The sequence below is a fragment of the Acidobacteriota bacterium genome, from assembly GCA_003696075.1.
Taxonomy (GTDB): domain Bacteria; phylum Acidobacteriota; class Polarisedimenticolia; order J045; family J045; genus J045.
Genome location: RFHH01000069.1, coordinates 14,041 through 36,529, shown reverse-complemented (window position 1 = coordinate 36,529; position 22,489 = coordinate 14,041). Strand labels below are relative to the sequence as shown.

The following is a 22,489-nucleotide window of genomic DNA, read 5'->3' as shown; positions in this document are numbered from 1 at the left end:
CCGGGAGCCTTCCGGCCCCGGACGCCGGCCCTGCCGGCCTGAGCCCGCCGCGCGGGCGCGGGCCGCACGGCGCCGCGTTTTTGGTATCTTGCGGGGGCCGGCGCACCGGAGCCGTCGCGCCGGCCGGAAGGCGAGGGGAGGCGTGGATCGGTCCGCCAGCGGCCCGCGTGGGGTTTTGCGCGCGGCGCTCGCGCTGCTCGCGCTCGTTTCGGGAGCGCCCGTCTGCTGGACCGCGCCGCCGGAGAGCGGCGCGGGGGAGGACGGCTTCGCCGCGATCCGCGCGCTGATCGACCAGCGCCGTTTCGCCGAGGCGCGGGAGCGGGCCCTCGAGAAGCTCCGCGAACTCGAGGAGCACGGGCTCGGCGACACGCTCGCGGCGGCGGAGGTGCTCGACCTGGCGGTCGACGCCGCGCGCCGCGCGCCGGCCGTCCCGAGCGAGGAGGACGAGCGCCTGGCCCGCCGGGCGATCGCGATCAAGGAGCGCGAACTCGGGCGCGAAGACGCGGGCACGGCGCTGAGCTGGCATCAGTACGGCACGGTGCTCCACCGGCGCCGGCAGCTCGAGCAGGCGCGCCGCGCGTACGAGACCGCGCTGGGGATCCGCGAGCGGCTGTTCGGCACCGAGGCGCTCGAAATCACGCCCACGCTGGTGAACCTCGGGGGCCTGCTGGTCGATCTCGGCGAGCGCGAGGCGGCGCTGGGCGTCTACGAGCGCTGCCTGGCGATCCGGGAGCGCCGGCTGCAACCCGGTGACCCCAGACTGGCCACGATCCACCGGAACATCGGCCTCCTGCAGATGGAGCTCGGCCGCACCGAGGAGGCGGTGAGCCATCAGCAGGAAGCCCTTCGCATCGTGCGCGCGGCCTTCGGCGACCGGCACCCGCGGACGGCCTCGGCTTACGACGCCCTGTCGGCGGCGCTGCTCCAGGCGGGACGATTCGACGAGGCGATCGAGGCCTCGCGGCGCGGGATCGACATCGCCGAGGCGGCCGGCGACGGCCTCGCCGCGGCCGTGGCTCGCGGCAACCTGGCGACGATCCTGATGCAGCTCGGCCGCCTCGCCGACGCTCAGGATCTGTTCGAGCGCGCGCTGGCCTACTTCGCTGCCCACCCGGATCACGAGCCTCTGGCGCGGGCGCAGGCGCTCAACAACTCCGGGCTGCTCCTGGCGCGGCTCGGCGACACTTCCGAGGGACGGCGCCGCATCGAGCAGGCCCTGGCGATCCGGCGGCGGAGCCTGCATCCGGACGATCCGGCGATCGCCGAGTCGATGATCGCGCTCGGGCACACCCACTGGTTCGAAGGCGATCTGGAAAGCGCCTTCCGGCGGTACGGCGAGGCGGCGCGGCGACTCGAAGCGGCCCTCGGGCCGGATCACCGGTCGCTGGCGCAGGCTCTGTACGACCAGGGGCTGGCGGCCCGTTCGATGGGCCGGCGGCGAGAGGCGCGGCGGCTGATCGAGCGCGCCACGGCGATCGAATCGCGCTACGAGAAGGATGCCCCCTCGGTGGAGGCGGCGCGCGATCACGAGATGCTGGCCGTCCTCTCGTTCGAGCTGGGGGACGACGCGTCGGCGGCGCGGGAGTTCGAGCGAGCGGAGGAGGTCCTCCGCCGCACCGTCGGACTCGACCATCCGGCCGCTGCCGGCACTCTCCACCAGCACGCCGCCTTCCTGGCGGCGCGGGGGGACGCGGCGGGCGCCCTGGAGCTCGCGTTGCGCGCGTGGAGGTCGAGCCGCGAGGGCTTGCGGGCGCAACTGGGCGGCCTGCCGGAGCGACAGGCGCTGCAGATCGCCTTGTCCATGAGAGGCCGCTCGGGGCGGGACGTCGCCCTCGGCCTTGCCGCCGGAGGCCGCCTCGCTCCGGCGCAGATCGCGCGGGTGTGGGAGGCGCTGATCGCCTCCCGGGCGCTCGTGCTCGACAGCCTGATCCACAGGCGGCTCGCGGAAGCCCGGGGCAGCCGCGACGCGCGGCTCGCGCTCCTGCGCGCCCGCCGGAACCTCGCCGGGCTGATCGTGCGCGGACCGGGATCGACGCCGGCCGCGGCCTACCGCGACGCCATCCGGCGCGCCCGCGCGGAGGCGGAAAGGGCGGAACGCGAGCTGGCGCGCGCCGGAGGGCCCGAGCCGGCGCCGGTGGAGGGCATCACGATCGATGCCGTGCGCGCGGCGCTGCCGCCGGATGCGGCGCTGATCGCATGGGCGCGCTTCGACGAGGCCGGGAGGACCGGGGAGGTTCGGGGGGCGTACGTCGCGTTCGTCCTCCCCCCGGGAAAAGCCGATCCCATCGCCGTGCCTCTGGGCGATGCCGGTCGGATCGAAGAGCTGGTCCGGCGGTGGCGCGAGGAAATCTCGGCACCTCCGCTCGCCGCTGGCCGCGATCGTCACGAGGCGGACGCGCGCTACCGAGAGGCGGCGGAGTCGCTGCGCCGGGCGGTCTGGGATCCGGTGGTCGCGAAGGCCGGAGGCGCCCGGGTGCTGTTCGTCGTTCCCGACGGGGCGCTGCACGCCGTCAATCCCGCCACCTTTCCGGCGGCCGGCGGCCGCTTCTGGGCCGAGACCGGCGCTCCGGTCCACCGGCTCACCTCCGAGCGCGATCTGCTGCGCGGCGCGCCGGTTCGCCGCGGGCGAGGTCTGCTGGCGGTCGGGGGGATCGACTTCGATGCGGGTGCGCGGGCGGGCGCACCTGAGGACGTGGAAAGCGCCATGCCGCCGTCCGAGCGGGATTCCGCCCGGAGCCGGGACGGCTGCTGGCGGCTCGTTCCCGCGCGCTTCGCGCCGCTTCCGGGAACGGAGCGGGAGGTCACCGATCTGGCCGAACGGTGGCGCGCTTCGGCCGCTCGACGCGGGGCCCCCGCGGCGGTCCGGATCGTCACCGGCGCCGCCGCGGACGAAGCGACGTTCCGCCGGGAAGCCCCAGGGCGCCGGATCCTGCATCTCGCGACGCACAGTTTCCGGATCGAAAGCGACTGCCCCCGGACGGTCCCCGCCGGCGCACGCGGCGAAGCGCCGTTCGCGCCGGGGCCGGTGCTGCCGGTGCCGATCGACCCGCTGTTCCGAACCGGACTCGCCTTGGCCGGCGCCAATCGCGCACCGATCGGCGCCGGGCCTCAGGGCTCCGGGCGGGACAGCGCCGCGGACGACGGCCTGCTGACCGCCGCCGAGATCGCCGCGCTCGACCTGACGGGCGTGGAGTGGGTGGTTCTCTCCGCTTGCGACTCCGGACTCGGCGAGGTCCGCACGGCTGAAGGCGTTCTCGGCCTGCAGCGTGCCTTCTTCGAGGCGGGCGCGCGCACGGCGATCGTGAGCCTGTGGCCGGCGGACGATTCCGCGACGCGTGAGTGGATGGCGGCCCTCTATCGCGCGCGCCTGGAGGAACAGCGGCCCACCGCCGAGGCCGTGGCGGCGGCGACGCGGGAGGTGATCGCGGTGCGCCGGGCCTCGCACCGCCCGGTCCACCCGTTCTACTGGGGGGCGTTCGTCGCGGCGGGTGACTGGCGTTAGCCGCTGGCGGCAGCGGAGGAGAGATGGCGTTCCGATTCTGGCGCCGCGTCCGCATCGCTCCCGGCGTGACGCTGAACTTCAGCCGCTCGGGTGTTTCCGCGTCGATCGGCCCGCGAGGGGCGAAGTTCACCGCCGGCCCCCGCGGCCGTCGCGTGACCTTTGGTATTCCGGGAACCGGACTCTTCTACACGCACGCACTGCCGTCGCGCGGCGCCGCAAGCTCTGCGTCACGGCGCGCCGAGGCGCTCGAGCGCCGGCTGACGCCCGGTTTCTTCGAGCGGCTGTTCACCCCCGCGCACGAGCGGGCGTTCATCGCCGGGTGCCGGGAGTTCGTGCGCGGAGACGAGGTGGCGGCGCTCGAGCGGCTGCGCGAGGCGCTGCACCTCGCCGACGGCGCCTTCCTCGCCGGGTACCTGGCCCTCGCCCTGGACCGGCCGTCGGAGGCCGCCGCTTTCCTCGCATCGGCGGCCGAGCGGGGGGAGGAGCTGGGCCGCACGTTCCGCCGCTACGGCCTCGATCTCGACCTCGAGCTGCCGGTGACGCCGGAGATCACCGCTCACGTCCGGCCCGGCCTCGCCGGCGCGCTGCTCGGGCTGGTCGAGGCGAAGCAGCGTCTCGGCCGACGCAAGGAAGCGATCGCCGCGCTCGAGAGGCTTCTCCGGATGCGCCCCGGCGACGTGGTCGTCAAGGTGTCACTGGCCGAGCTTCTCCTCGAGGCGGATCCGGACGCCGGAGCGGAAGGCCGCCGGGCGGCGGAACGCGTCGTGGAGCTCGCCGAAGGGCTGGGCAACGAAAGTCCGGCTCATGCCGCGATGCTCCTGTACAAGGGGCGCGCCCTGCGCCGCCTCGGCCTGCTCGACGCCGCACGCGAGGCACTCACCGCGGGGCTGCGCCGGCGCAAGGGTCGCCCTCCCGAGCTGCTGCGCGCCTTGCGCTTCGAGCGCGCCCTGGTCTACGAGGCGCTCGGGCGGACGCGGCAGGCGCGGGCGGATCTCGAGCGGCTCTACGCGGAGGATCCCCACGACGCGGAAGTGGCCCGCCGCCTCGGCCGGACCTGATCACGGCCGATTCCCACTGTCTGGAAACGGTTGGATGCGCGGGTGGCTGGGGCCGCGTTGGGGATATAACATATTCGTAAGTTAGTATCCCTGCTCAGCCAACGGGTGGACGATGGCCGAAGCCTCCAACGGGTGCCTGGCGCCGGAGCGCATCCTCGATCACATCACCGACGGGATCCTCATCGTCGGGCACGACGAGACCGTGCTCTATGCCAACGATGCGTTCGCTCGCATCGTCGGCCGGGAGGGACAGGACCTGCGCGGCCGGAAACTGTCCCAGCTCGTCCCGGCCGAGACGCTGGCGGCCATCTCGCCGAAGCGGCTCGAGGTGCCTCGCGGGCAGGTGCACGTGCACTTCAACGTTCAGCTCGGCGGGCCCAGCGCTCGCTGCTCGTATTGCTTCACCGCGTACCCTTTCCTGGACGAGGCGAACCGCTGCGTCGGGCTCATCGAGAACTTCCGCAACATGGATGCGCTCCGCGACACCATCCTGGAACTGGAGGAAGTGAATCGGGTCATCCGGCGGGAGAAGGAGCGAACGGAGCGAATCCTCGACGCCGTCGGAGACGGCGTTTTCACCGTCGACCGGGAGCGGGTGATCCGGTCGTTCTCTCGCCGACTCGAGCGGATCACCGGGGTCAGCGCCGCGGAGGCGGTGGGTCGCCGTTGCGACGATGTCCTCCGGGGCGAGAAGTGCTCGACAGACTGCCCGCTCCTGTGGACGCTCGAACACGGCAAGCCGGTCGACGGCTGCCGCGAGCGAATCGTGCCGGGCGGGAACGAGCGTGTCGTGGAGGTAACGACGGCGCAACTGCTCGACGAGGACGATGAGGTCGCCGGCGTGACGGCCTTCGTCTATGACCGCACGGAGGTCGTCGCCCTGCGGCGGGAGCTGGCCCGGATCAGCGCCGTCCCCGGGATCGTTGCGCTCAGTCCGGCGATGCGGAAGGTCCTCCAGCAGGTTCGTGTAGCGGCCGAGACCGACGTAACCGTCCTGATCACCGGCGCCTCGGGAACGGGTAAGGACGTGGTGGCCCGCACCATCCACCAAACGGGGCCTCGCCGCGACCGGCCGTTCGTCGTCGTCAATTGTGCTGCGCTCACCGAGACCCTCCTTGAGAGCGAGCTTTTCGGCCACGTCCGAGGCGCCTTCACCGGTGCGGTGCGCGACAAGCCCGGCCGCTTCGAGCTGGCCGACGGCGGCACGATCCTCCTGGACGAGATCGCCGACACCTCGCCGGCGCTTCAGGCCAAGCTGCTGCGGGTGCTCCAGGACAAACAGTTCGAGCGTGTGGGCGGAACCGACTCGCGCCGGGTCGACGTCCGCATCATCGCGGCGACCAACCGCGATCTCGCCGCGGAGGTCGCCGCCGGGCGGTTCCGCGAGGACCTCTATTACCGGCTGGCGGTGCTCGAGATTCACCTCCCACCGCTGCGAGAGCGCCGTGCCGACATCCCGCCGCTCGTCGAGCATTTCATGGAGAAATTCCGGGCGAAGTACTACGCGGGCCGCGAGGAGGAATTCCGGGGAATCTCGAACCGGGCGATGGCGATGCTGCTCGCCTACGACTGGCCAGGCAATGTGCGGGAGCTGGAGCACGCGATCGAGGTCGCGATGGTGACGACGACGACCGGTCGCATCGAGCGCGCGTTCCTGCCCCCGGCGATCCGCCGCGCCGTCGCGCCGGAGACCGTTCCCCCGGACGAAGCGGTCCCCACCGGACCGGAGCAGGAAGAGCAGCGACGCATCCTCGAGGTGCTGCGGCGGAATCGCTGGCACGTCACGCGTTCCGCGCGCGAACTCGGCATCAGCCGCACGACTCTCTGGCGGCGAATGAAGCGATACGACTTGATCCGCTGACCCCGTCACCTGAAACGATCCGTCGCACGAAACGCACCGTTTCTCTCACCTGAAACAATCTGTTTCGCTCGCACCCGCTGCTCTCAGCGTGGGTTCCGAAGGCCTTTTTTCTCAATGACTTGCGACGACGGGCGTCTCTGATGCTGGCATGCCCTTTGCCTTACTAACCGGTGTCGCGTCTCGGGAAAGACGCGGAAGGAGACAGGACGATGAGCACCGGAAAAGCGATCGCGGTGCGAGCGCTGGCCCTCGCGGCCGCCGCGCTGCTGGCGGCAGGCGGCCTGGGCACGGCCCTCGCCGCGAGTGGAACCAAAGCGCAGGTCGAGCTGTGGAAAGCGAGCTGCCGCGTCTGCCACCAGCCGAAAGGGAGCGCGAAGCCGCTCTCGCCTTCGTCGCTGATCGGCATGCAGTGGCAGCGCTTCTTCGCCAAGCAGTTCGCCCGGACCCACGCCAGGCTGACGCATCCGGAGAAGAAGCGGGCGCTGGGCGAGATCCTCACACCCGAGATCCGTAAGCAGCTCGAGAAGTTCCTAGTCGACCACGCGGCCGACTCGGAGCAGCCGATGACCTGCGGGCGCTGAGCCGGGAGGAAAGACGATGAGCGAGCGAAGGGTGTTCTCAATCGTGGCCGCGTCGATCGTACTGCTGGCGGCCGGCGTCCCGGCGGCCACGACGCACGCGGCTACAGCCGCGAAGACCGCGCCGGCAACGACCGAACAACGGACCGGCACCGCGGCGGCGGCCGACAAGGACGGCGACGTGAGCGCGGACGCCACGCGGGATGCGGTCGAGGATCTCGAGCAGCGGATCGAGGACCTGGAGCGACGTCTGAACGAGCCGGAGCGCCACGCTGCCCTCGATCGGTTGCTCTTCCAGGGGGACTTCCGGTTCGAAGCTCACACGATTCAAGCGAAGATCCCGGACCACTTCGACGGAATGGTGCTGCAGAATCTGATCGTGAAGACGCTGTTCTACTTCCAGCAGGTCGGGGCACCGCCCGAATCGATCGCCGATCTCGATGCGCAGATCGAATCCCATTATGCCGACTGGCTGCTGTTCACTTCGAAATTGACGTTCGGCCAGCTCAAGGAGGCAATGGCCGGTTTCGATCCGGCGTTGCAGCAGCAACTGTTCGCGATGTACCTGCCCGCTGCCTTCGTGCCCGGAGCGAACGCCGACAACGACATCCTCTACACCAACCGGTTGCGGCTGCGGATCCGCGCGCGGGTCGGCGACAACGTCACCTTCGACGGGCGCCTTTCGATGTACAAAGTCTGGGGCGACTCGACCGGCGTACGGGTGTTCAACGGGCAGCCGACGACGATCAACATCGACGGCACGACGGCCAACGTCCCGAACTCCGATATCCTGCGCGTCGAGCGGGCCTACTTCTCCTGGAACGACATCGGCGGGTTGCCGGTCTACCTCTCGATCGGCCGCCGTCCCTCGACCGGCGGCGTGCCGCTGAACTTCCGGCATGACGAACCGCGCGGCGGAACCCCTGCCGGCTCGGTGATCGACTTCCAGTTCGACGGCCTGACGTTCGGCTGGCATATCAATGACTTTTCCACCCTCCGGCTGTGCTACGGCGTAGGGTACGAGTCCGGCTTCGGAAACGGCCAGGTGCTGAAGAACCCGGCCGACCGCCTCGACGACGTGCAGCTGCTAGGCATCAACTGGGACGTGTGGGACACCGACGACATGTTCGTTCAACTGACGGTCGCGAAGGCGTTCGACGTCACCGACGGGTTCAACGGGCTCGTCGTTCTTCCGGCCGACCCGGTGACGGGTCAGGCCATACCCGCTCCCGTCATCCTGCGCTACACCCCGTCGGCCCATCTCGGCGACCTCGATCTCGCTAGCGTCGTTTTCCAGCGGAGCGATGGACCGGTCGACTGGTTTGTGAGCGCCAACTATGTGGAATCGAGCCCCAACGGCGTGACGACCCCCTTCGGTGGCCTCTTCTCCGACCCGTTCGAAGCACCGCAGGATCGCAGCGGCTCGATGTTCTACGGCGGCGTGCGTCTTCGCTTCAACGACGACCGCACGAAGATCGGGGTCGAGTACAACCACGGATCACGGTACTGGTTCAACTTCGCGGCGGCCGAGGACGAGATCATCGCGCCGAAGACACAGACACGAGGCGACGTCTGGGAGGTCTATCTGACGCACCGCATCGAGAACCGATTTCTCGTCAAGCTGGACTACATCGATTACAGCTACGACTACTCGGGATCGGGATGGCTGCTCGGGACGCCAAAAGACCTCGAAACGCAGCCCGTTCTCGGTTTCCCGACGTACGACAGCGCCAGAAAGTTCGCCCTGAGCCTCATGGCGAGGTGGTGAGAAAGGAGCGCATCATGCCGATCCGGAGCCTTCTCGCTCCCATCGCCATCGCAGCGGCGGTAGTGCCGTCGCCCACGCTCGGGGTGGGAGCGGATTCGCCCTTCCGCGGTCACGAGGGACTGTGGGAGCACTACGAGGGGACGAAAACCTGCCTGCGCTGCCACCGCGAACAAGCGGAGACTTTCTTTCGTTCCGTCCATTACCAGTGGAAGGGTCCGACTCCGGACCTCCAGGGGGCACCCGGCGGCAAGCTCGGCAAGATCAACGTCATCAACGACTTCTGTACGAATCCGAGAATCAACTGGATCGGCGAGGTGCGCGCGGCCGACGGCCGGGTGCTGGCGAAAGGCTGTTCCAAGTGCCACGCCGGCCGCGGCCGGATGCCGTCGGAGGAGATGACGGAAGAGCAGCTCCTCAACATCGACTGCTTGATCTGCCACGCGAGCGGCTACCGCCGCGATCTGTACCGGAACGCAGACGGTAGCTGGGAATGGAAACCGATCCTGTGGCAGAACCAGGAGGGACTCGACATCGTCTCGCAGCGCATCTCGCTACCAAAGAAAGTGATGTGCCTGCGGTGCCACGCGGGGTCCGGGGGCGGACCCAACTACAAACGTGGCGACCTCGAGTACCGCCTGCACGACTGCGACCGATCCTTCGACGTTCACATGGGCCGGGACGGCGCCGGCTTCGAGTGCATCGACTGCCACATGGGGGAGGATCATCGGGTGCGCGGGCGCGGCGCCGATCTCGCGGATCGCGAGATGCCGGAAGCGCCGCTCGATTGCGCGGACTGTCACGGCGAAGAGCCGCACGACGTCAAGGTTCTCGACCGCCACACCGCGCGCGTGCACTGCACGGCGTGTCACATTCCCGAATTCGCCAAGGATGACCCGACCGATGTCTATCGGGACTGGTCGACGCCGGTCTGGCAGGAGGATCGCGGCCGCTGGTACATGAAGATGGAGCTGCGCGAGCACGTGATTCCAGTCTATGCCTGGTTCGACGGGCGGACGCGGATGACCTTGGCCGGACGGCCGGTCTCGCCGTTGCCGAGCGGCGAGATCCCGATTGCGGTACCGGTCGGCTCCCGCGACGAGCCGCGGGCGAAGATCTATCCGTTCAAGGTGCATCGCGCGAAGCTGCCGCTGCTCGAGGAGCGCAACTGGCTGGTTCCGATCGTGACGGAGGAGTACTACGCGAGCGCCGACGGGGACATCACGCCCTTCGTGCAGGAGGCGGCCGAAAAGTTCTACGGCCTGCATGACATCCGCTTCCGGTGGGTCGAGACGGTCCGCTACATGGGCCTGTTCCATGAGGTGGTCCCGGCCGATCAGGCGCTTGGCTGCCTCGACTGCCACAGCCCGAACGGGCGGCTCGACTGGAAGGCGCTGGGTTACCCGGGCGACCCGCTCGAGCGGCTGCTGGAGGGGTCGCCCTGATCGCGGCCGCTGCGGCGCCGGACGGGTTCGCGAAGGAGCTGCGCGGGATCGATCCCCACAGAACTCACGGCGGGGAAACCGCGCAGCTCCACCGCCCGGCCGCGGAGGGCCGAGCGCCTCCGGCTGTCGAGGAACATCACGACCGACAGGTGCTCGTGGATCCCGCGCGCCGCGAGGATCGCGCGTCCTTCAGGACTCCTGCATCGACGAAACCCATGCCGACCTCCGGGCCCGCCGCCGCGAACGGCTGCTCGATCGCCGGCAGAACCGAATCCTCGAACGGCAGGCGTGTCGTCATGCCGGTGGCGAGGGGGTGAAGCGGCGCATCGGAACGACCGTTCGGGTGCCGTTCGGCGGCGAGCCGGCCGGCGAGCCGCCCGGCCGTGCAGGCGGGCAACACCCCGTGCGCGAATTCCGGATGCCGCCCGAGGCGGCTCCGGAACCCGCCACGGGCCTGCGAACGCGAGATGGCAGTCGGCCAGTCCCCGCCGTTCCGGGAGGCTTGCCGACTCCGCTCCGGGTGACGTGACGCACGGAGTGCGGCCGTCGCGGTCAGTCCCTTCGTCGCGAGGATCGGCGAACGCCAGAGAATCGTCGACTGCGCCCTTGCGGGACTTTAGGCGGTTGGCGCGCGGCCCAGGCGGCGGCAACACTGCCGCCGCCCATTTTCGGGGTCGCGGAACGATTCGCGCCCGGCCCGGGTCGGCTCGTCGCGCAGCGCGGCGGGCGGTGAGCGCGGCGTGCCGAATGCGTTGATCTCGGCCTCTATGGAGATCGGGCCGGAGCCGGCAGGGAGCGGTGACACCGCGACCGCTATACTCACATCATGAGAAGTTCCCCGGCGCCCGCCTCGCGGGTCGGCTTCGTCGCAGCTTGTGTTGCCCTGACGATGCTGGGCGCGGCCCCTCCCGCGGAGAGGGACCGGCCCTTGCCGGACTGGCGGCCGCCGCCGTCCGCTCCGATCCGGCTGGCGGAGCTGTCCGGAGAGGTGTCCGGCAAAGGCGCGGAGCGATCCTGGCACCGGGCCGAGTGGCGCGGCGAGCGGCTGGCGAAGGCGTGGCACCGTTCCGAGGCCCCGCAGGGGGTCGTCTTCGACAGCCCCGATCTGACCGGCCTCGGTTTCGATCCCGGCACGATCGAGATCGTCCTCGCACCGGCGGGGGCCTCGTCCCTGAGGCTCCTCCTCGACGTTCCGCAGAGGGTTTTCAAGGACGTCGTGGCGCTGCGGCACCGCGAGGTCGACGTACCGCTTCCCGCTCCCGCGGCCCCGGGCGGGCTCGTCTCGGTTCGGCTGGACATAAGGGAGACACTGGAAGGGAACTGGCTCGACGCCGGCACCGAGGGCCGCCTGCGTGCGATCCGCGTCGTCCTCCCCGGTGCCGGTCCTGGTGCCCGCCTCGAGTCGGTGACGTTGCTCGATGCGCTCGCCGCGTTCCGCGGCCCGGCGGGCCGCCGCGTCGCCGAGGCGGGCGGCGTCTTCCGGCCGAGCTGGTACGTCGCCCCGGGAGCCCGCGTGCGCTTCCGGATCCGCGTGCCCGGTGCGAACGCCCGGCTGCGCTGGCACGAGGCGGGGGTCGGCGGGCCGGTCCGCGGATCGGTCGCGGTCGTCTCGGAGGGCCGGCGGCAGGTGATCTCGAGCGCCGACGACGGACCCGTGTGGGCGGCACGCGAGGCGCCGCTCGGCCGTTGGGCTGGCCGGCGCGTGACGCTGGAACTCTCGGCCTCGGCGCCGGAGACGCCGCAGGGCGGCCGGGTCGGGTTGGCGCTTTTCGGCGACCCGCGCGTTTTCGACGGGAACGGCCTACCGCAGGCCACTCCGGACGTCCTGATCTACCTCGTCGACACCCTCCGCTCCGACGCGCTCGGCGCGTGGGGGGCCGAACGGGCCCGCACCCCGGCCTTCGACCGGCTGGCGCGCGGGGGTGTGCGGTTCCGGCACGCGCAGAGCAACGCCTCCTGGACGAAGCCCGCGGTGACGACGCTCTTCACCGGCATCCTCCCGCCCGTTCACCGCGTGGGGGCCCGCGCGTACACCGACAGAATTCCCCCGGACCTGCCGCTCCTCCAGGAGCGGTTCCGCGATGCCGGCTGGTGCACCGGTTCTTTCGTCGCCAACCCGCTCGCATCGACGCTGACAGGGCTCGAGCGGGGCTTCGACGCCGCCTACGCGCCGCGGCACTGGCGGGGCCGCGTCGCCCTCGGGCTGCACCCGTCGGCCTCCCAGCTCCACGAGGCGCTTCTCGGCTGGCTGAAGGAGGAGCCGGACTGCCCCGCGTTCGCCTACGTGCACACGCTCGAGGCCCACGAGTACCAGCTCGGACGGTATCGCCTCGACCAGGGCGGTCCGCGCGCCGCCTATGCGCGCGCGGTGGCCGACGCCGACGTGCAGTTCGGCGCGCTTCTCGAGGCGCTGGAGCGGCGCGCGCGGCGCCGGCCGCTGCTGCTCGTCTTCCTTTCCGACCACGGCGAGTCGTTCGGCGAGCACGGCGCCCGCGGTCACGGCCAGAGCGTCTACCAGACGGAGGTGGCCGTGCCGCTGGTGTTTTACGCGCCGGGTCAGCTCCCGGCGCGGGACGTGGACACGCCGGTGGGCCTCGCCGACGTGCCGGCCACCCTCCTCGATCTCCTCGGCCTTCCCCCGCTCCCGGAGGGGCAGGGCCGCTCCCTCCTCCCGTTTCTCGCCGGCCGGAGGGCGGCTCCCGTTCCGGTCCCCAGTTCGCTCCTGCACTTCTTTCTCGCCGGCGACGAACCGGAACGGCACGCCCTCTTGTTCGGTGATCTCCGGAAGGTGGTCCTCGAGGAAGGGCGACCGGCGCAGGTGTTCGACATCGCCCGCGATCCGGGGGAACTCCGCGCCCTCGAGCAGGGGACCGAGGAGCCGTCGCGGCGGATCCGGGCGTGGCTCGAAGCCCAGAGGCGGCGTCGCGAGGCTTTCGAGAAGGCCCATCCCGCGCGAGCCGGGCGCCCGCTGGACAGCGAGGCGCTCGAGCGGCTGCGGACCCTGGGTTACGCCGACTGACGGAGAGACTACGGCGCGCCCGGCTCCCCCTCATCCTCGATCGGTTGGAGTCCCGAGGCGTACTCTTCGAGCCGCTCGAGCGGCTGCCCCTCGCCGAGGACGGTGACGCCGGCTTCCGCGATCCGGCGCCGCACCTCCGCGAGCAAGACGGCCGGATCGCGCGGGACCGGCCACGGTTCGCCGGGCCGGTGTTCCGCCGCAAGTTCCCGCCACCGCAGGAGGAAGGCGTACAGCAGCGGCAGCCGGAGAGCCTCGACCCGCCGGACCAGCGCGGAGTCGCCCCCGGCCGCGCGCCGCGCGGCGTCGACGTCCCCCAGCGCGGCGGTGAGCACGCGGAGGCTCAGGAAGTCGTATTTTTCGGCATCGTCGTAGAACCCCAGCCACGCTTCCCGTTCCCGCGCTGCGCGGTGGAGCCGGTCGACCAGCTCCCGGACGTGCGGGGCCGCCGCGCCGTAGTAGCCCGCGAGGAATTCGTCGATCAGGCGTTCGGGATCCTGCCACGGGTTCCACAGGAGCTGGGCCAGGAGCCAGGTGCGTAACGGCGCCATCTCGGTCCCGGGGCACTGGTAGTTGCCCTCCTCGAAGACCCCCGTCACGCCGTGGTCAGCCAGGAAGCGCAGATTGGGAGCCAGCACGCCGAGGTTCGGATGCGGCATCAGGTAGTGCCTGAAGTTCGTCGTGTAGTCCCACACGAACAGGCGGGGGGCAATCCGCTGCCAGCCGACGAGATCCTCCCGGAAGGAGGCGTTCCGGCGGTGGTTCAACGGGACACCGAACGAGCACTCGATGCTGCACAACCGGACGACGACGTTCCGGGCGGGTCGTGCGCGGCGGGGCGGCCGGCGCGTGTACTGGTAGGCGAGCGTGTCGATCAGCACGTCGGGATAGACCCGGGCGACCTCGGCCGCGACCCCGTTGACGAAACGGATCAACGTGCCCGCCGGCGACCCCTCCCGCTCGTCCGACGCCCGGCACCGCGCGCACGTGCAGCGGCCGTCGCGGTCGTTCTGGGACACCGAGGCGATGCGCGCGCCCGGCTGGCGCCGGATCTCCGCGATCACTCGGCGCGCCACCTCGTGCCGCAGAGACTCGTTGGTCAGGCAGAGCTGGGCTCCCTTCGCGGTCCGGACGCCTTCGATCTCGCTGAACCACTCGGGGTGGGCCGGGAAATAGGTCTCGGGCGGGATCAGCCGGTCGAAGGTGTGAACGAACCCGGCGTAGACGAGACGCCCTCCGCGAGCCTCGTCCCCCGGCACCCTCGTGCCGAAAAGTCGGTTGCGAGCCGCCCAGTCGGGATCGAACGCGCCATACCAGTAGTCGTCCCGGTAGCTGAAAGGGGGGACGTAGCGAAGGTCCAGCGGACCCACCGCGAGCTCCGGGCGCTGCGGGATCGTCGAGACGTCCTTCGTCCAGAAGCGGCACCCGACCGTCTCCTGGAGGAAGGTGTAGACCGCATTGAGTGTGCCCCGCGGCCGTCCGCCGGCGAGGACGAGATCCCCTCCCGCGGTCCGGACCACGATGCCGTCCTCCCCGAGACCCTCGAGCCTCACCGGCCGGCCTGTGGCCGCCGCGGCGCCGGGACCGACCAGGATCCTCGGGGGCTCCGGTGCCGACTCGGGCGTGACGACCTCGAAACGCGCTCGGGTCACCCGCTCGAGAAAGTGGGCCAGCTCGATGGCCGCGTGACGTTCCGGAGGGATGGCGTCCCGCGCGAGCACCACGGGTGCCAGCGCCGCCCCGTGCGAGGCGAGGCGCACCGGCGCGCCCCGGCACCCGGCCGCCGCGAATGCCGCGGCGATGAGAAGACCGGCGGCTGCGGTCCGCAGTCGGTGGGCCATGGGACGCCCAGGTTACCAGCCCTCCCGCGCGACAGCCGCTCCGTGGACTTCTCCGGGGCAAGCGACTACAACTAGCTGGGGCCGGCGCGGGCGGCCGCTGGCTTTCCCGGGGCGACGGACGTGGCTGAATCGTTGCGGCATGCGGGAGGCGGGACGGCGGCGGGCCGGCCGGAGGTCACGGTCATCCAGCCCTCGCGTGGCTTCGCATGGCCGGATCCGGCCGAGCTGTGGCGGTACCGCGAACTGCTCTACTTCCTCGCCTGGCGCGACGTCAAGGTGCGCTACAAGCAGACCGCCTTGGGGGCGGCCTGGGCGGTGATCCAGCCGGCGGCGCAAATGCTGCTGTTCACGGCCCTCTTCGGCCGCCTCGCCCGGCTTCCCAGCGACGGGGCTCCCTATGCCCTTTTCGCCTACGCCGGGCTGGTTCCGTGGACCTACTTCGCCGGAGCCCTCCACCAGGCGGGCAACAGCCTGGTGACGAACCGCCAGTTGGTGGAGAAGGTCTGGTTCCCGCGGCTGCTCGTGCCGCTCGCCTCGACGGCCGCGGGACTCGTGGACCTGCTGGTCGCCTCGCTCCTGCTGCCGCCGCTCCTCCTCTGGCACGGACGCGTCCCGGGCGTGCGGATCGCCGCATTGCCGCTGTTCGTGGCGCTGGCGGCGCTGGCGGCCGCGGCGGCCGGCGTGTGGCTCGCCGCGCTGAACGTGCGCTACCGCGACGTGCGCTACACGATCCCGTTCCTGGCGCAGCTCTGGATGTTCGCGACGCCGGTGGTCTATCCGGCCAGCCTGGTCCCGCCCGCCTGGCGCGCGCTGTACGCCCTCAATCCGATGGTCGGGGTGGTGGAAGGGTTCCGGTGGTGCCTGATCCCCGGCACCCCCGCTCCTGGCTCGCTCGCGGTCATCTCGGCCGCCGCCGGGACGGCGCTGCTGCTGTCGGGCGTCCTCTACTTCCAGCGCGTGGAGAGGACCTTCGCCGATGTGGTCTGAAGCGCCGGCCGCCGGAGGAAAACCGACCGCGATCCGTGTCCGCGGGCTCGGGAAGCGCTACCGGATCGGCGCGGCTCCCCACCGGACGCTTCGCGAGGCGCTGTCGGCCGCCGCGGGATCGATCCTGCGCCGCCGCCCGAGGAGCGAGGCCCCCTGGATCTGGGCGCTCCGCGACGTGTCCTTCGACGTGCGGGAGGGCGAGGTCGTCGGGATCATCGGCCGCAACGGCGCCGGCAAGAGCACGCTGCTCAAGATCCTCTCCCGCATCACCGAACCCACCGAGGGACGGGCGGAGATCCGAGGCCGGGTCGGGAGCCTGCTCGAGGTGGGAACCGGCTTCCATCCCGAACTGACGGGGCGCGAGAACATCTACCTCAACGGGGCGATCCTCGGCATGAGCCGGCGGGAGCTCGAGCGAAAGTTCGACGAGATCGTCTCTTTCGCCGAGATCGGTCCCTTCCTCGACACGCCGGTCAAGCGCTATTCGAGCGGGATGTACGTCCGGCTCGCCTTCGCGGTGGCGGCCCATCTGGAACCGGAGATCCTGCTCGTCGACGAGGTGCTCGCGGTGGGCGACGCCGCGTTCCAGAGGCGCTGTCTCGGCAAGATGGGCGATGTCGCGCGCAGCGGGCGCACCGTTCTGTTCGTCAGCCACAACATGGGAGCCGTCCGGAGGCTCTGCTCGCGCGTGATCCAGCTGGAGAGCGGGCGGGTGGTGCGGGACGGTCCGGCCGCCGAGGTGGTGCGATCCTATCTGGACGAGGTCGTGCCGGCGTCGGGCACCGACGAGGTGGAGCGGCAGCTCGCCGCCCTCCCCGAGGACCCGGCCGTCCGGCTGACGCACGTCGAGGTGAGGCAGGACGGGCGCCCGACCAGCCGCGTCAGCGACGACGCGCCGGTCGAGATCGAGATCGGCTACGTGGTGAAGCAGGATCTCACCGGCCTGCGCGTCTACTTCGAACTGCTGGACGAAGAGGGCAACTGTCTCGTCCAGTCCTTCCATGACGAGCGGGAGGAGAGGATGTCCTCCGTCCGCCCCGGCCGGTACGTGTCGTGTGCGACCCTGCCGGGGCGGCTCCTGGCGCCGCGCCGCTACCGGCTCTGCGTGCGCGCTTCGATTCACAACGTCCGCACCTGCACCGGCGACGGCGTGACCCTCGCGCTCGACGTCGAGGACTCCGGGCGACTGAACCGCGGCTATCCCCAGGATCCGGTCCGCGCGCGACTCCGGCCGGACGTGGTCTGGCGCACGAGCGTGGCCGCCCGGGTGGGCGAGCCATGACGCCGAGGAGGATCGCCGTCCGGGCTCGGGCGCACTGGCGGAGATGGCGCCAGCGGCGACTCCCGCGGGGCGGAGAGCTCGAGGTCCGGCGGTTCGGCTTTCGCTTCCGGCTCGACCTGTCCTCCTACGTCGACCGGCAGCTCGCCGCGGGCGAGCCGTGGGAGCCGCACGCGGTGCGGTTGCTCGAGCGGGAGGTCCGTCCGGGCATGGTGGCCGTCGACGTGGGCGCGAATTTCGGCTACTTCACGCTGCACCTGTCGCGGCTGGTCGGTCCGGAAGGGCGGGTGATCGCCTTCGAGCCGTCGCGGCGGTTCGCCGAACGGCTGGCCTGGCACATCGAGGCGAACGGCGCGGCGAACGTGGTGATGGAGCGCGTCGCGCTTTCGGACCGTGACGGCGAGGCGGAGCTGCTCCAGGGCGAGGCCTCCGCCACGATGCACTGGACCGGAGCGAAAGCTCCCGGCGGCCGGGAGCGGGTGCGCACCACGACGTTGGATGGCTGGTGGAGGCGGTGGACGTCGGGGGGCGGGGAGGACCGCCTCGACGTGATCAAGGTGGACATCGACGGTCACGAACCCCGGTTCCTCGCCGGCGCTGCCGAGACCCTGAGGCGGCACCGCCCGCTGCTTCTCATCGAGTTCAGCCAGGACAACCTCTTCGCCGCCGGTTCGACCGCGTGGGATCTCGCCGATGCGCTGGAGGACCTCGGCTACACGCTCTGCGACGAGCGAACGGGCCGGCCTTTCCCCTCCCGCCGGGCTCTGCTCCTCGAGGCGGGCAACTTCACCCACAGCGCGAACGTCCTGGCCCGGCCGGCCCGCCCGTAACCGGCGGCAGCGTCAGGACGGCGCGTCGCCCGCCATCGATCGTCCCGTCGCGCTCTCCAGGGCCGCCACGAGCCGTTCCGGCTCGTCGGTGCCGATGCGGAACCGCCGGCCGCTGTGGAACTCCAGCTCGACCGCCCGGAGGCCGGAGACGTTGAAAAGCCAGCCGTGGGGGGTCAGCCGGATTCCCCACCCGTAGTACCAGCGATTGCGAACGGGGCGTGCCGCCCGGATCGAGCTGAGCGGAATCCGGCGCCGGACGATTCCCGGGCCGAAGCGGACCGACAGGCGCTCCTCGTCGATCTCCACCGTGAGCGACCCGAAGAGCCAGGCGGCGAGCGCGGCCGCGGCGGCGGCCGCCAGCAGGATCCGCGGCGCTCCGGCGCGAAGGCCGGCGGCGGCGAGCACCACCGCCGCCGCCAGCGCCGGACCCGCGGTCGCCGCACCGAACTGCGTGTGCCTGTAGAGCGGCCCGGACCGGCCAGAGCCTGCCGTCATTCCCGTCCGGACGCCTGGCGGCCCTTCGTTTCGCCGAGCAGCGTGTCGAGCTCACCGCGGGCTTCGAGCGCGGCGAGGTCGTCGGAGCCCCCCACGTGGCGACCGCCGATGAAGATCTGCGGCGCGGTCGTGCGCCCGCCCGCGCGCTGCACCATCTCGCTGAACCGCTCGGGCTCCGCTATGACGTCGATCTCCGTCCAGGTGACCCCTTTCGAGGCCAGCAGATCCTTGGCGCGGCGGCAGTACGGGCATCCCGTCTTGGTGTAGATCACGATTTCCGGCATGGTGCTCTCCTCGAGGAGAGCATCATGCCCTCTCGTCGCAGGACAAGCACGCCGCGCGGCGGCGCGTTCTCTCAGCGCTGCCGGAACCCCTCGAGGGGGTAGGGCAGCCGCACCGTCCCCGATTCGAGATCGCTGGTGCAGTACTCGGTGACGCCCTGGCCGCCTCCCGAGACGGTCCAGCTTCCCGGGGCGATCCCGTCGTCGGCGGTGTTCTTGACCCCGTCCGGCCCCGCGCAGTCGTCGGCGGTCCACAGCCGATGGTCGGGCCCGGCGACGTTGGCCACCAGGTTCCCTCCCGAGATCAGGATGTCCCCGCCGCCCTTGCGGTGGACCTCCCCGCGGCCGACGACGAGGATCGGCCCGTGCCACTTGGGGCTTCCGTCGAGGGTCAGCTTGCCCGTGACCCACAGGAGGCCGGCCCCTTCGATCGAGCCGTTCAGCTTGAGGTCCCCGTCGACGAAGATGATCTTCTCGTCTCCCACGGATCCGTAGCTGGCCGGCGGATGCTTCGAGTCGGCCACGATGTCGGCGGCCTGCCGCACGCTGGCGGCCAACTGGACGAGGAAGTCGCAGTCGGTCCAGCTCGGATCGATGATGCCGCTGATGTCGTCCACGGTGTCCACGCCGATCTGGGTACCCTCGACGAACGTCGACGCGTGATGCACCCCGGCTTCGGCCATCGCCTCGGACGAGCTTCCGAGCACGCCCACCACCGGCACGTGCAGCCCGGGGATCCCGAAGCCGTCACAGTCGTCGCCGGTGAGCTTCTTCGCGCTGCTGTCGCCACCGGAGAAGGTCGGGCTGGGCCCGAGGATCGTGATCGCGGCGGGGAGGGGAGGCAGGACGGCGTTGCCGCTGAGCACCACGCCCTCGACGATCTCCATCGAGCCTTCGGGGAGAACCGCGACCGAGGTCAGCATCACCCGGTCGTTCCCGTCGGTGAGCGTCGTCCGGCCCTCGGCGGGGTCGTTGGTGAGGAACGTCGCGTACCAGCCGCCTCCGAAGCTGGTGATCGGCTGGATCGGGACGTCGTCGCCGTATCCGGTCAGCCCGACGAAGCCGCCGTTGGCGTCGAAAACAGGGCGCACAGCGGCGGGATCGAAGTCGATCTGGCCGTTCTCGCCGGCCGCATAGTCGAGTTCGTCGTCCAGGGACGCGTCCCCCGAGGCGATGTTCAGCAGCCGCAGCGATTCCCGTCCGTGCTCGAGTCCCGCCTCGGCGACGTAGAAGGCCCGCTTCGACCGCAGGTCGGTCTTCCCGCTCCGCAGCTCGATCTGGGAGACGAAGAGCAGCGCCGCCCCGATCGTGGCCACGAGCGCGAGCGCGAACACGGTCAACAGAAGACCCGACCCGTGCTCTCCCTGGTTGCGGTGATCCGACTTCGCATCGCGGTGGCCCGAGCATCTCATGGCTGCGCCCTCACAAGCTGTTTCTCAGCACGACCTCGGTCGACACGGTGTACCTCTCGTAGCGCCCCGTCCGCGGATCGGGGCTCGGGGAGCGGGCCGTGATCGTGACCGTGATCGTTTCGGGATTCGACGGCGGATTCAAGACGAACATCGGTTCCGACGTGCCGTCGCCGTCGGAGTCGTTGGTGATGTTCACTCCGAGGGTTTCGAACGGAGCGTCCGGGTCGGCGCTACGGCGCCACTCGAGACGGTCTCCCGAGTGGCGGATCGTCACTCGCTCACCCTCGCTGACCGTGGATCCGTCCTCGTCCAGGTCGGCGAAGACCTCGATCTGCTCCACGTCATCGGTGGGGTCCGGATCCGGTAGGACCGACGGAATCCCCACGCCGAGGGGGTCCCAGCCGGCCGTCCTCAGCGTCTGCACGATCACCGACGAGCAGTTCCGGGCGGTCGCCTGGGCCGCGATCGCCATCTGCGTGGACCGGTTGAGGCGGGATCCCTCGATGACCAGCAGCGAGACGGAGCTCATGAGCAACAACACCAGTGTCAGCCCGATCAGCATCTCGACGAGCGTGAACCCGCGCTCGCCGCTGCAGGCGGATCTCGCAGACGCGGTCGGGGCCGCTCCGGCCCGTGTGCCGAGCACGATCACCCGGTACCTCGTTTCCGGCGGCGAACCCCTCTCCACTGGGAAGTTCGTTCCCGCGCAGGGGCCTGTCAACACGAGGGATGAGCCGGTGTCCCTCGCGTTTCGCACGTGTTCGCGAACGGATGCGACTCGATCAGCGGACGAAGATCTCCGCGATCGACCAGTGGTAGATCCGGGCGGACCCGAGCTGGCGGAACCGGAGGCGCCGGGCCGCGACGGGTACGGGGAGATCGACGCAGGTCGTCTTGTTCCAGGCACGGCCTCCTCGAGGCGGTTCCGGCCACCGCATCCACACGGCGCCATCGGCTGTCGATTCGACTTCCAGCCGGCGCGGGTGATCGAGCCGGAGCCCACCGACGAACAGGCAGACCTGACGGACCCGGCGAACCCGGCCGAGGTCCAGCTCGAACCACTCGACGCCGCGCATCGGAGCCGCCGTGGTCCATGCGCTGTACGGGTCACGGTCGAAGGCGAACGCGGCTCGCGAGGCCGGGACACACGGCGTGCCGGTCGCACGCCATCCTTCCGGCTTCGCGCCGGTGTCGAGGGGCATCCCGGCCCAAAGCCAGCCGGCCGCCGCCAGCGCCCCGGCCGCCGCCGCGAGGGGACGAACCGCACGGCGGAGCCGCAGGCCCGCCGCGAGGATGCGGCGGGTCGCCGTCAGCCCGCAGCGGCGGAGCCGCTCCTCCAGGGCCGCCACGGCGGCCGCGGCGAACAGCGATCCGCCGACCAGTTCGCCGCCCTCTTCGAGAGCGACCTGGAAGCGGTAGTAGCGGGTGCCGAAGTCCCACAGCGAGACCGCCTCGCACGCGAGGGCGGCGCCGAAGAGGGCGAGCCCGGCGGCCGCGAAGCCGAACTCCCTTCGCCCCGAGCCGAGCGGCCCCCGGGCGAACCAGGCCAGCCAGGCGAGCACCAAGACGATCACCGGGGCGAGAAGCAGAACCCACAGCATGCCGCGGAGTTGGCCGGCGCCGGGAAGGGCCGCCGCGAGCCGGTCGGAGAAGGAGACCGCCCAGGGAGACAGCGACAGGTGGAAGCCCGCCGTCTCGTGAACCTGCTGGATCTCGTCCAGACTGAGGGCGCCGAACAGCGCCGAGCCGGCGAACCACGGCAAAGCGCGGCGGCGCGATGCGGGCGCGCCCCTTTCGAGAACGCCCGCGAGGCCGAGCGCCACCGCGACGATGCCGAGTTGCAGCGCGGAGAACCACGTCGGGACGTTGCCCTCCACGTCGAGGTTGAAGTCGAACAGGAGGGTCCGCGGGAAGAGGAGGTGGGCGGCGACGAGGAACCCGTCGGCGACGAGCAGCACGCCGAGCAGCCCGGGAGCCAGCACCCCGGGGCTGTTCCCGCCGCTGGGTTCCCTCTTCACGCGACAGAATCTCGCCCCGTGCGGATGTCCCGGCAACGCCCGGGCCGCCGGCCGCTTCTATACTGGAGCGTCACGCGGGCGGTGGGGAGCCCCGGGGGGACGCTCCAGGCCGCCCGGAAGG

The 22,489-nt window shown here is 71.0% G+C and carries 17 protein-coding genes; 10 read left to right on the top strand and 7 right to left on the bottom strand.

Features of this window, described 5'->3' with window-relative positions; all coding sequences use genetic code 11:
• The first annotated feature begins 88 nt into the window (after positions 1-88).
• From D6718_04575 to D6718_04550, 6 genes are all read left to right on the top strand, one after another.
• The gene (locus D6718_04575; protein ID RMG47017.1) at positions 89-3,502 is read left to right on the top strand and encodes a CHAT domain-containing protein; all 3,414 of its coding nucleotides are present in this window, start codon (positions 89-91) and stop codon (positions 3,500-3,502) included.
• Positions 3,503-3,525: 23 nt separating this feature from the next.
• Positions 3,526-4,560, top strand: coding sequence for a DUF4236 domain-containing protein (locus D6718_04570; protein ID RMG47016.1), 1,035 nt, complete (start codon positions 3,526-3,528; stop codon positions 4,558-4,560).
• Between the two features lie 112 nt (positions 4,561-4,672).
• A complete protein-coding gene (locus D6718_04565; protein ID RMG47015.1) occupies positions 4,673-6,421 on the top strand; it encodes a PAS domain S-box protein in 1,749 nt (582 codons plus the stop codon).
• A gap of 209 nt (positions 6,422-6,630) precedes the next feature.
• The gene (locus tag D6718_04560; protein RMG47014.1) at positions 6,631-7,002 is read left to right on the top strand and encodes a hypothetical protein; all 372 of its coding nucleotides are present in this window, start codon (positions 6,631-6,633) and stop codon (positions 7,000-7,002) included.
• Positions 7,003-7,018: 16 nt separating this feature from the next.
• Positions 7,019-8,767 (top strand): DUF3373 family protein, encoded by a 1,749-nt coding sequence (locus D6718_04555; GenBank protein ID RMG47013.1) that lies wholly within the window; start codon positions 7,019-7,021, stop codon positions 8,765-8,767.
• A complete protein-coding gene (locus D6718_04550; GenBank protein ID RMG47012.1) occupies positions 8,662-10,209 on the top strand; it encodes a hypothetical protein in 1,548 nt (515 codons plus the stop codon). The genes D6718_04555 and D6718_04550 overlap by 106 nt, the downstream gene beginning before the upstream one ends.
• Here D6718_04550 and D6718_04545 read toward each other — a convergent pair.
• Together D6718_04545 and D6718_04540 are read right to left on the bottom strand one after the other, a co-directional pair.
• A complete protein-coding gene (locus D6718_04545) occupies positions 10,164-10,346 on the bottom strand; it encodes a hypothetical protein (GenBank protein ID RMG47011.1) in 183 nt (60 codons plus the stop codon). The two genes, D6718_04550 and D6718_04545, sit on opposite strands and share 46 nt — an antisense overlap.
• Positions 10,346-10,609 (bottom strand): hypothetical protein, encoded by a 264-nt coding sequence (locus tag D6718_04540; protein ID RMG47010.1) that lies wholly within the window; start codon positions 10,607-10,609, stop codon positions 10,346-10,348. The genes D6718_04545 and D6718_04540 overlap by 1 nt, the downstream gene beginning before the upstream one ends.
• A gap of 528 nt (positions 10,610-11,137) precedes the next feature.
• Here D6718_04540 and D6718_04535 point away from each other — a divergent pair.
• Entirely contained in the window at positions 11,138-13,228 is a 2,091-nt protein-coding gene (locus D6718_04535; protein RMG47009.1) for a hypothetical protein, read from the top strand.
• 8 nt (positions 13,229-13,236) lie between these two features.
• On the opposite strand, the gene D6718_04530 is transcribed toward D6718_04535, so the two are convergent.
• The gene (locus D6718_04530; GenBank protein ID RMG47008.1) at positions 13,237-15,066 is read right to left on the bottom strand and encodes a DUF4838 domain-containing protein; all 1,830 of its coding nucleotides are present in this window, start codon (positions 15,064-15,066) and stop codon (positions 13,237-13,239) included.
• 132 nt (positions 15,067-15,198) lie between these two features.
• Here D6718_04530 and D6718_04525 point away from each other — a divergent pair, with 132 nt between their 5' ends.
• From D6718_04525 to D6718_04515, 3 genes are read left to right on the top strand one after another with little or no spacing between them, the layout of a single operon-like run.
• Positions 15,199-16,053, top strand: a complete 855-nt coding sequence (locus D6718_04525; GenBank protein RMG47007.1) for an ABC transporter permease — start codon at positions 15,199-15,201, stop codon at positions 16,051-16,053.
• The gene (locus D6718_04520; protein RMG47006.1) at positions 16,043-17,335 is read left to right on the top strand and encodes an ATP-binding cassette domain-containing protein; all 1,293 of its coding nucleotides are present in this window, start codon (positions 16,043-16,045) and stop codon (positions 17,333-17,335) included. Before D6718_04525 ends, D6718_04520 begins: the two co-directional genes overlap by 11 nt.
• Complete coding sequence (locus tag D6718_04515) at positions 17,332-18,162, top strand: FkbM family methyltransferase (protein ID RMG47005.1); 831 nt, start codon at positions 17,332-17,334, stop codon at positions 18,160-18,162. The genes D6718_04520 and D6718_04515 overlap by 4 nt, the downstream gene beginning before the upstream one ends.
• A 12-nt stretch (positions 18,163-18,174) precedes the next feature.
• Here D6718_04515 and D6718_04510 read toward each other — a convergent pair whose 3' ends face one another.
• The 4 genes from D6718_04510 to D6718_04495 form a co-directional block, all read right to left on the bottom strand.
• Positions 18,175-18,528, bottom strand: a complete 354-nt coding sequence (locus tag D6718_04510) for a hypothetical protein (GenBank protein ID RMG47018.1) — start codon at positions 18,526-18,528, stop codon at positions 18,175-18,177.
• Positions 18,529-18,653: 125 nt separating this feature from the next.
• Positions 18,654-18,941, bottom strand: coding sequence for a glutaredoxin 3 (gene grxC / locus D6718_04505; GenBank protein RMG47004.1), 288 nt, complete (start codon positions 18,939-18,941; stop codon positions 18,654-18,656).
• Positions 18,942-19,012: 71 nt separating this feature from the next.
• Positions 19,013-20,350 (bottom strand): hypothetical protein, encoded by a 1,338-nt coding sequence (locus D6718_04500; protein RMG47003.1) that lies wholly within the window; start codon positions 20,348-20,350, stop codon positions 19,013-19,015.
• A 10-nt stretch (positions 20,351-20,360) separates the two neighbouring features.
• On the bottom strand, positions 20,361-21,302 hold the full coding sequence (locus tag D6718_04495) for a prepilin-type N-terminal cleavage/methylation domain-containing protein (GenBank protein RMG47002.1): 942 nt from the start codon (positions 21,300-21,302) through the stop codon (positions 20,361-20,363).
• Between the last annotated feature and the right edge of the window lie 1,187 nt (positions 21,303-22,489).

Coding starts and splice junctions, on each gene's coding strand:
- D6718_04545 (RMG47011.1), bottom strand. CDS start 10,346: ATGTTCCTCGACAGCCGGAGGCGCTCGGCCCTCCGCGGCCGGGCGGTG.
- D6718_04520 (RMG47006.1), top strand. CDS start 16,043: ATGTGGTCTGAAGCGCCGGCCGCCGGAGGAAAACCGACCGCGATCCGT.
- D6718_04565 (RMG47015.1), top strand. CDS start 4,673: ATGGCCGAAGCCTCCAACGGGTGCCTGGCGCCGGAGCGCATCCTCGAT.
- D6718_04515 (RMG47005.1), top strand. CDS start 17,332: ATGACGCCGAGGAGGATCGCCGTCCGGGCTCGGGCGCACTGGCGGAGA.
- grxC (RMG47004.1), bottom strand. CDS start 18,941: ATGCCGGAAATCGTGATCTACACCAAGACGGGATGCCCGTACTGCCGC.
- D6718_04560 (RMG47014.1), top strand. CDS start 6,631: ATGAGCACCGGAAAAGCGATCGCGGTGCGAGCGCTGGCCCTCGCGGCC.
- D6718_04555 (RMG47013.1), top strand. CDS start 7,019: ATGAGCGAGCGAAGGGTGTTCTCAATCGTGGCCGCGTCGATCGTACTG.
- D6718_04495 (RMG47002.1), bottom strand. CDS start 21,302: ATGGCGCCGTGTGGATGCGGTGGCCGGAACCGCCTCGAGGAGGCCGTG.
- D6718_04500 (RMG47003.1), bottom strand. CDS start 20,350: ATGAGATGCTCGGGCCACCGCGATGCGAAGTCGGATCACCGCAACCAG.
- D6718_04530 (RMG47008.1), bottom strand. CDS start 15,066: ATGGCCCACCGACTGCGGACCGCAGCCGCCGGTCTTCTCATCGCCGCG.
- D6718_04570 (RMG47016.1), top strand. CDS start 3,526: ATGGCGTTCCGATTCTGGCGCCGCGTCCGCATCGCTCCCGGCGTGACG.
- D6718_04550 (RMG47012.1), top strand. CDS start 8,662: ATGGCTGCTCGGGACGCCAAAAGACCTCGAAACGCAGCCCGTTCTCGG.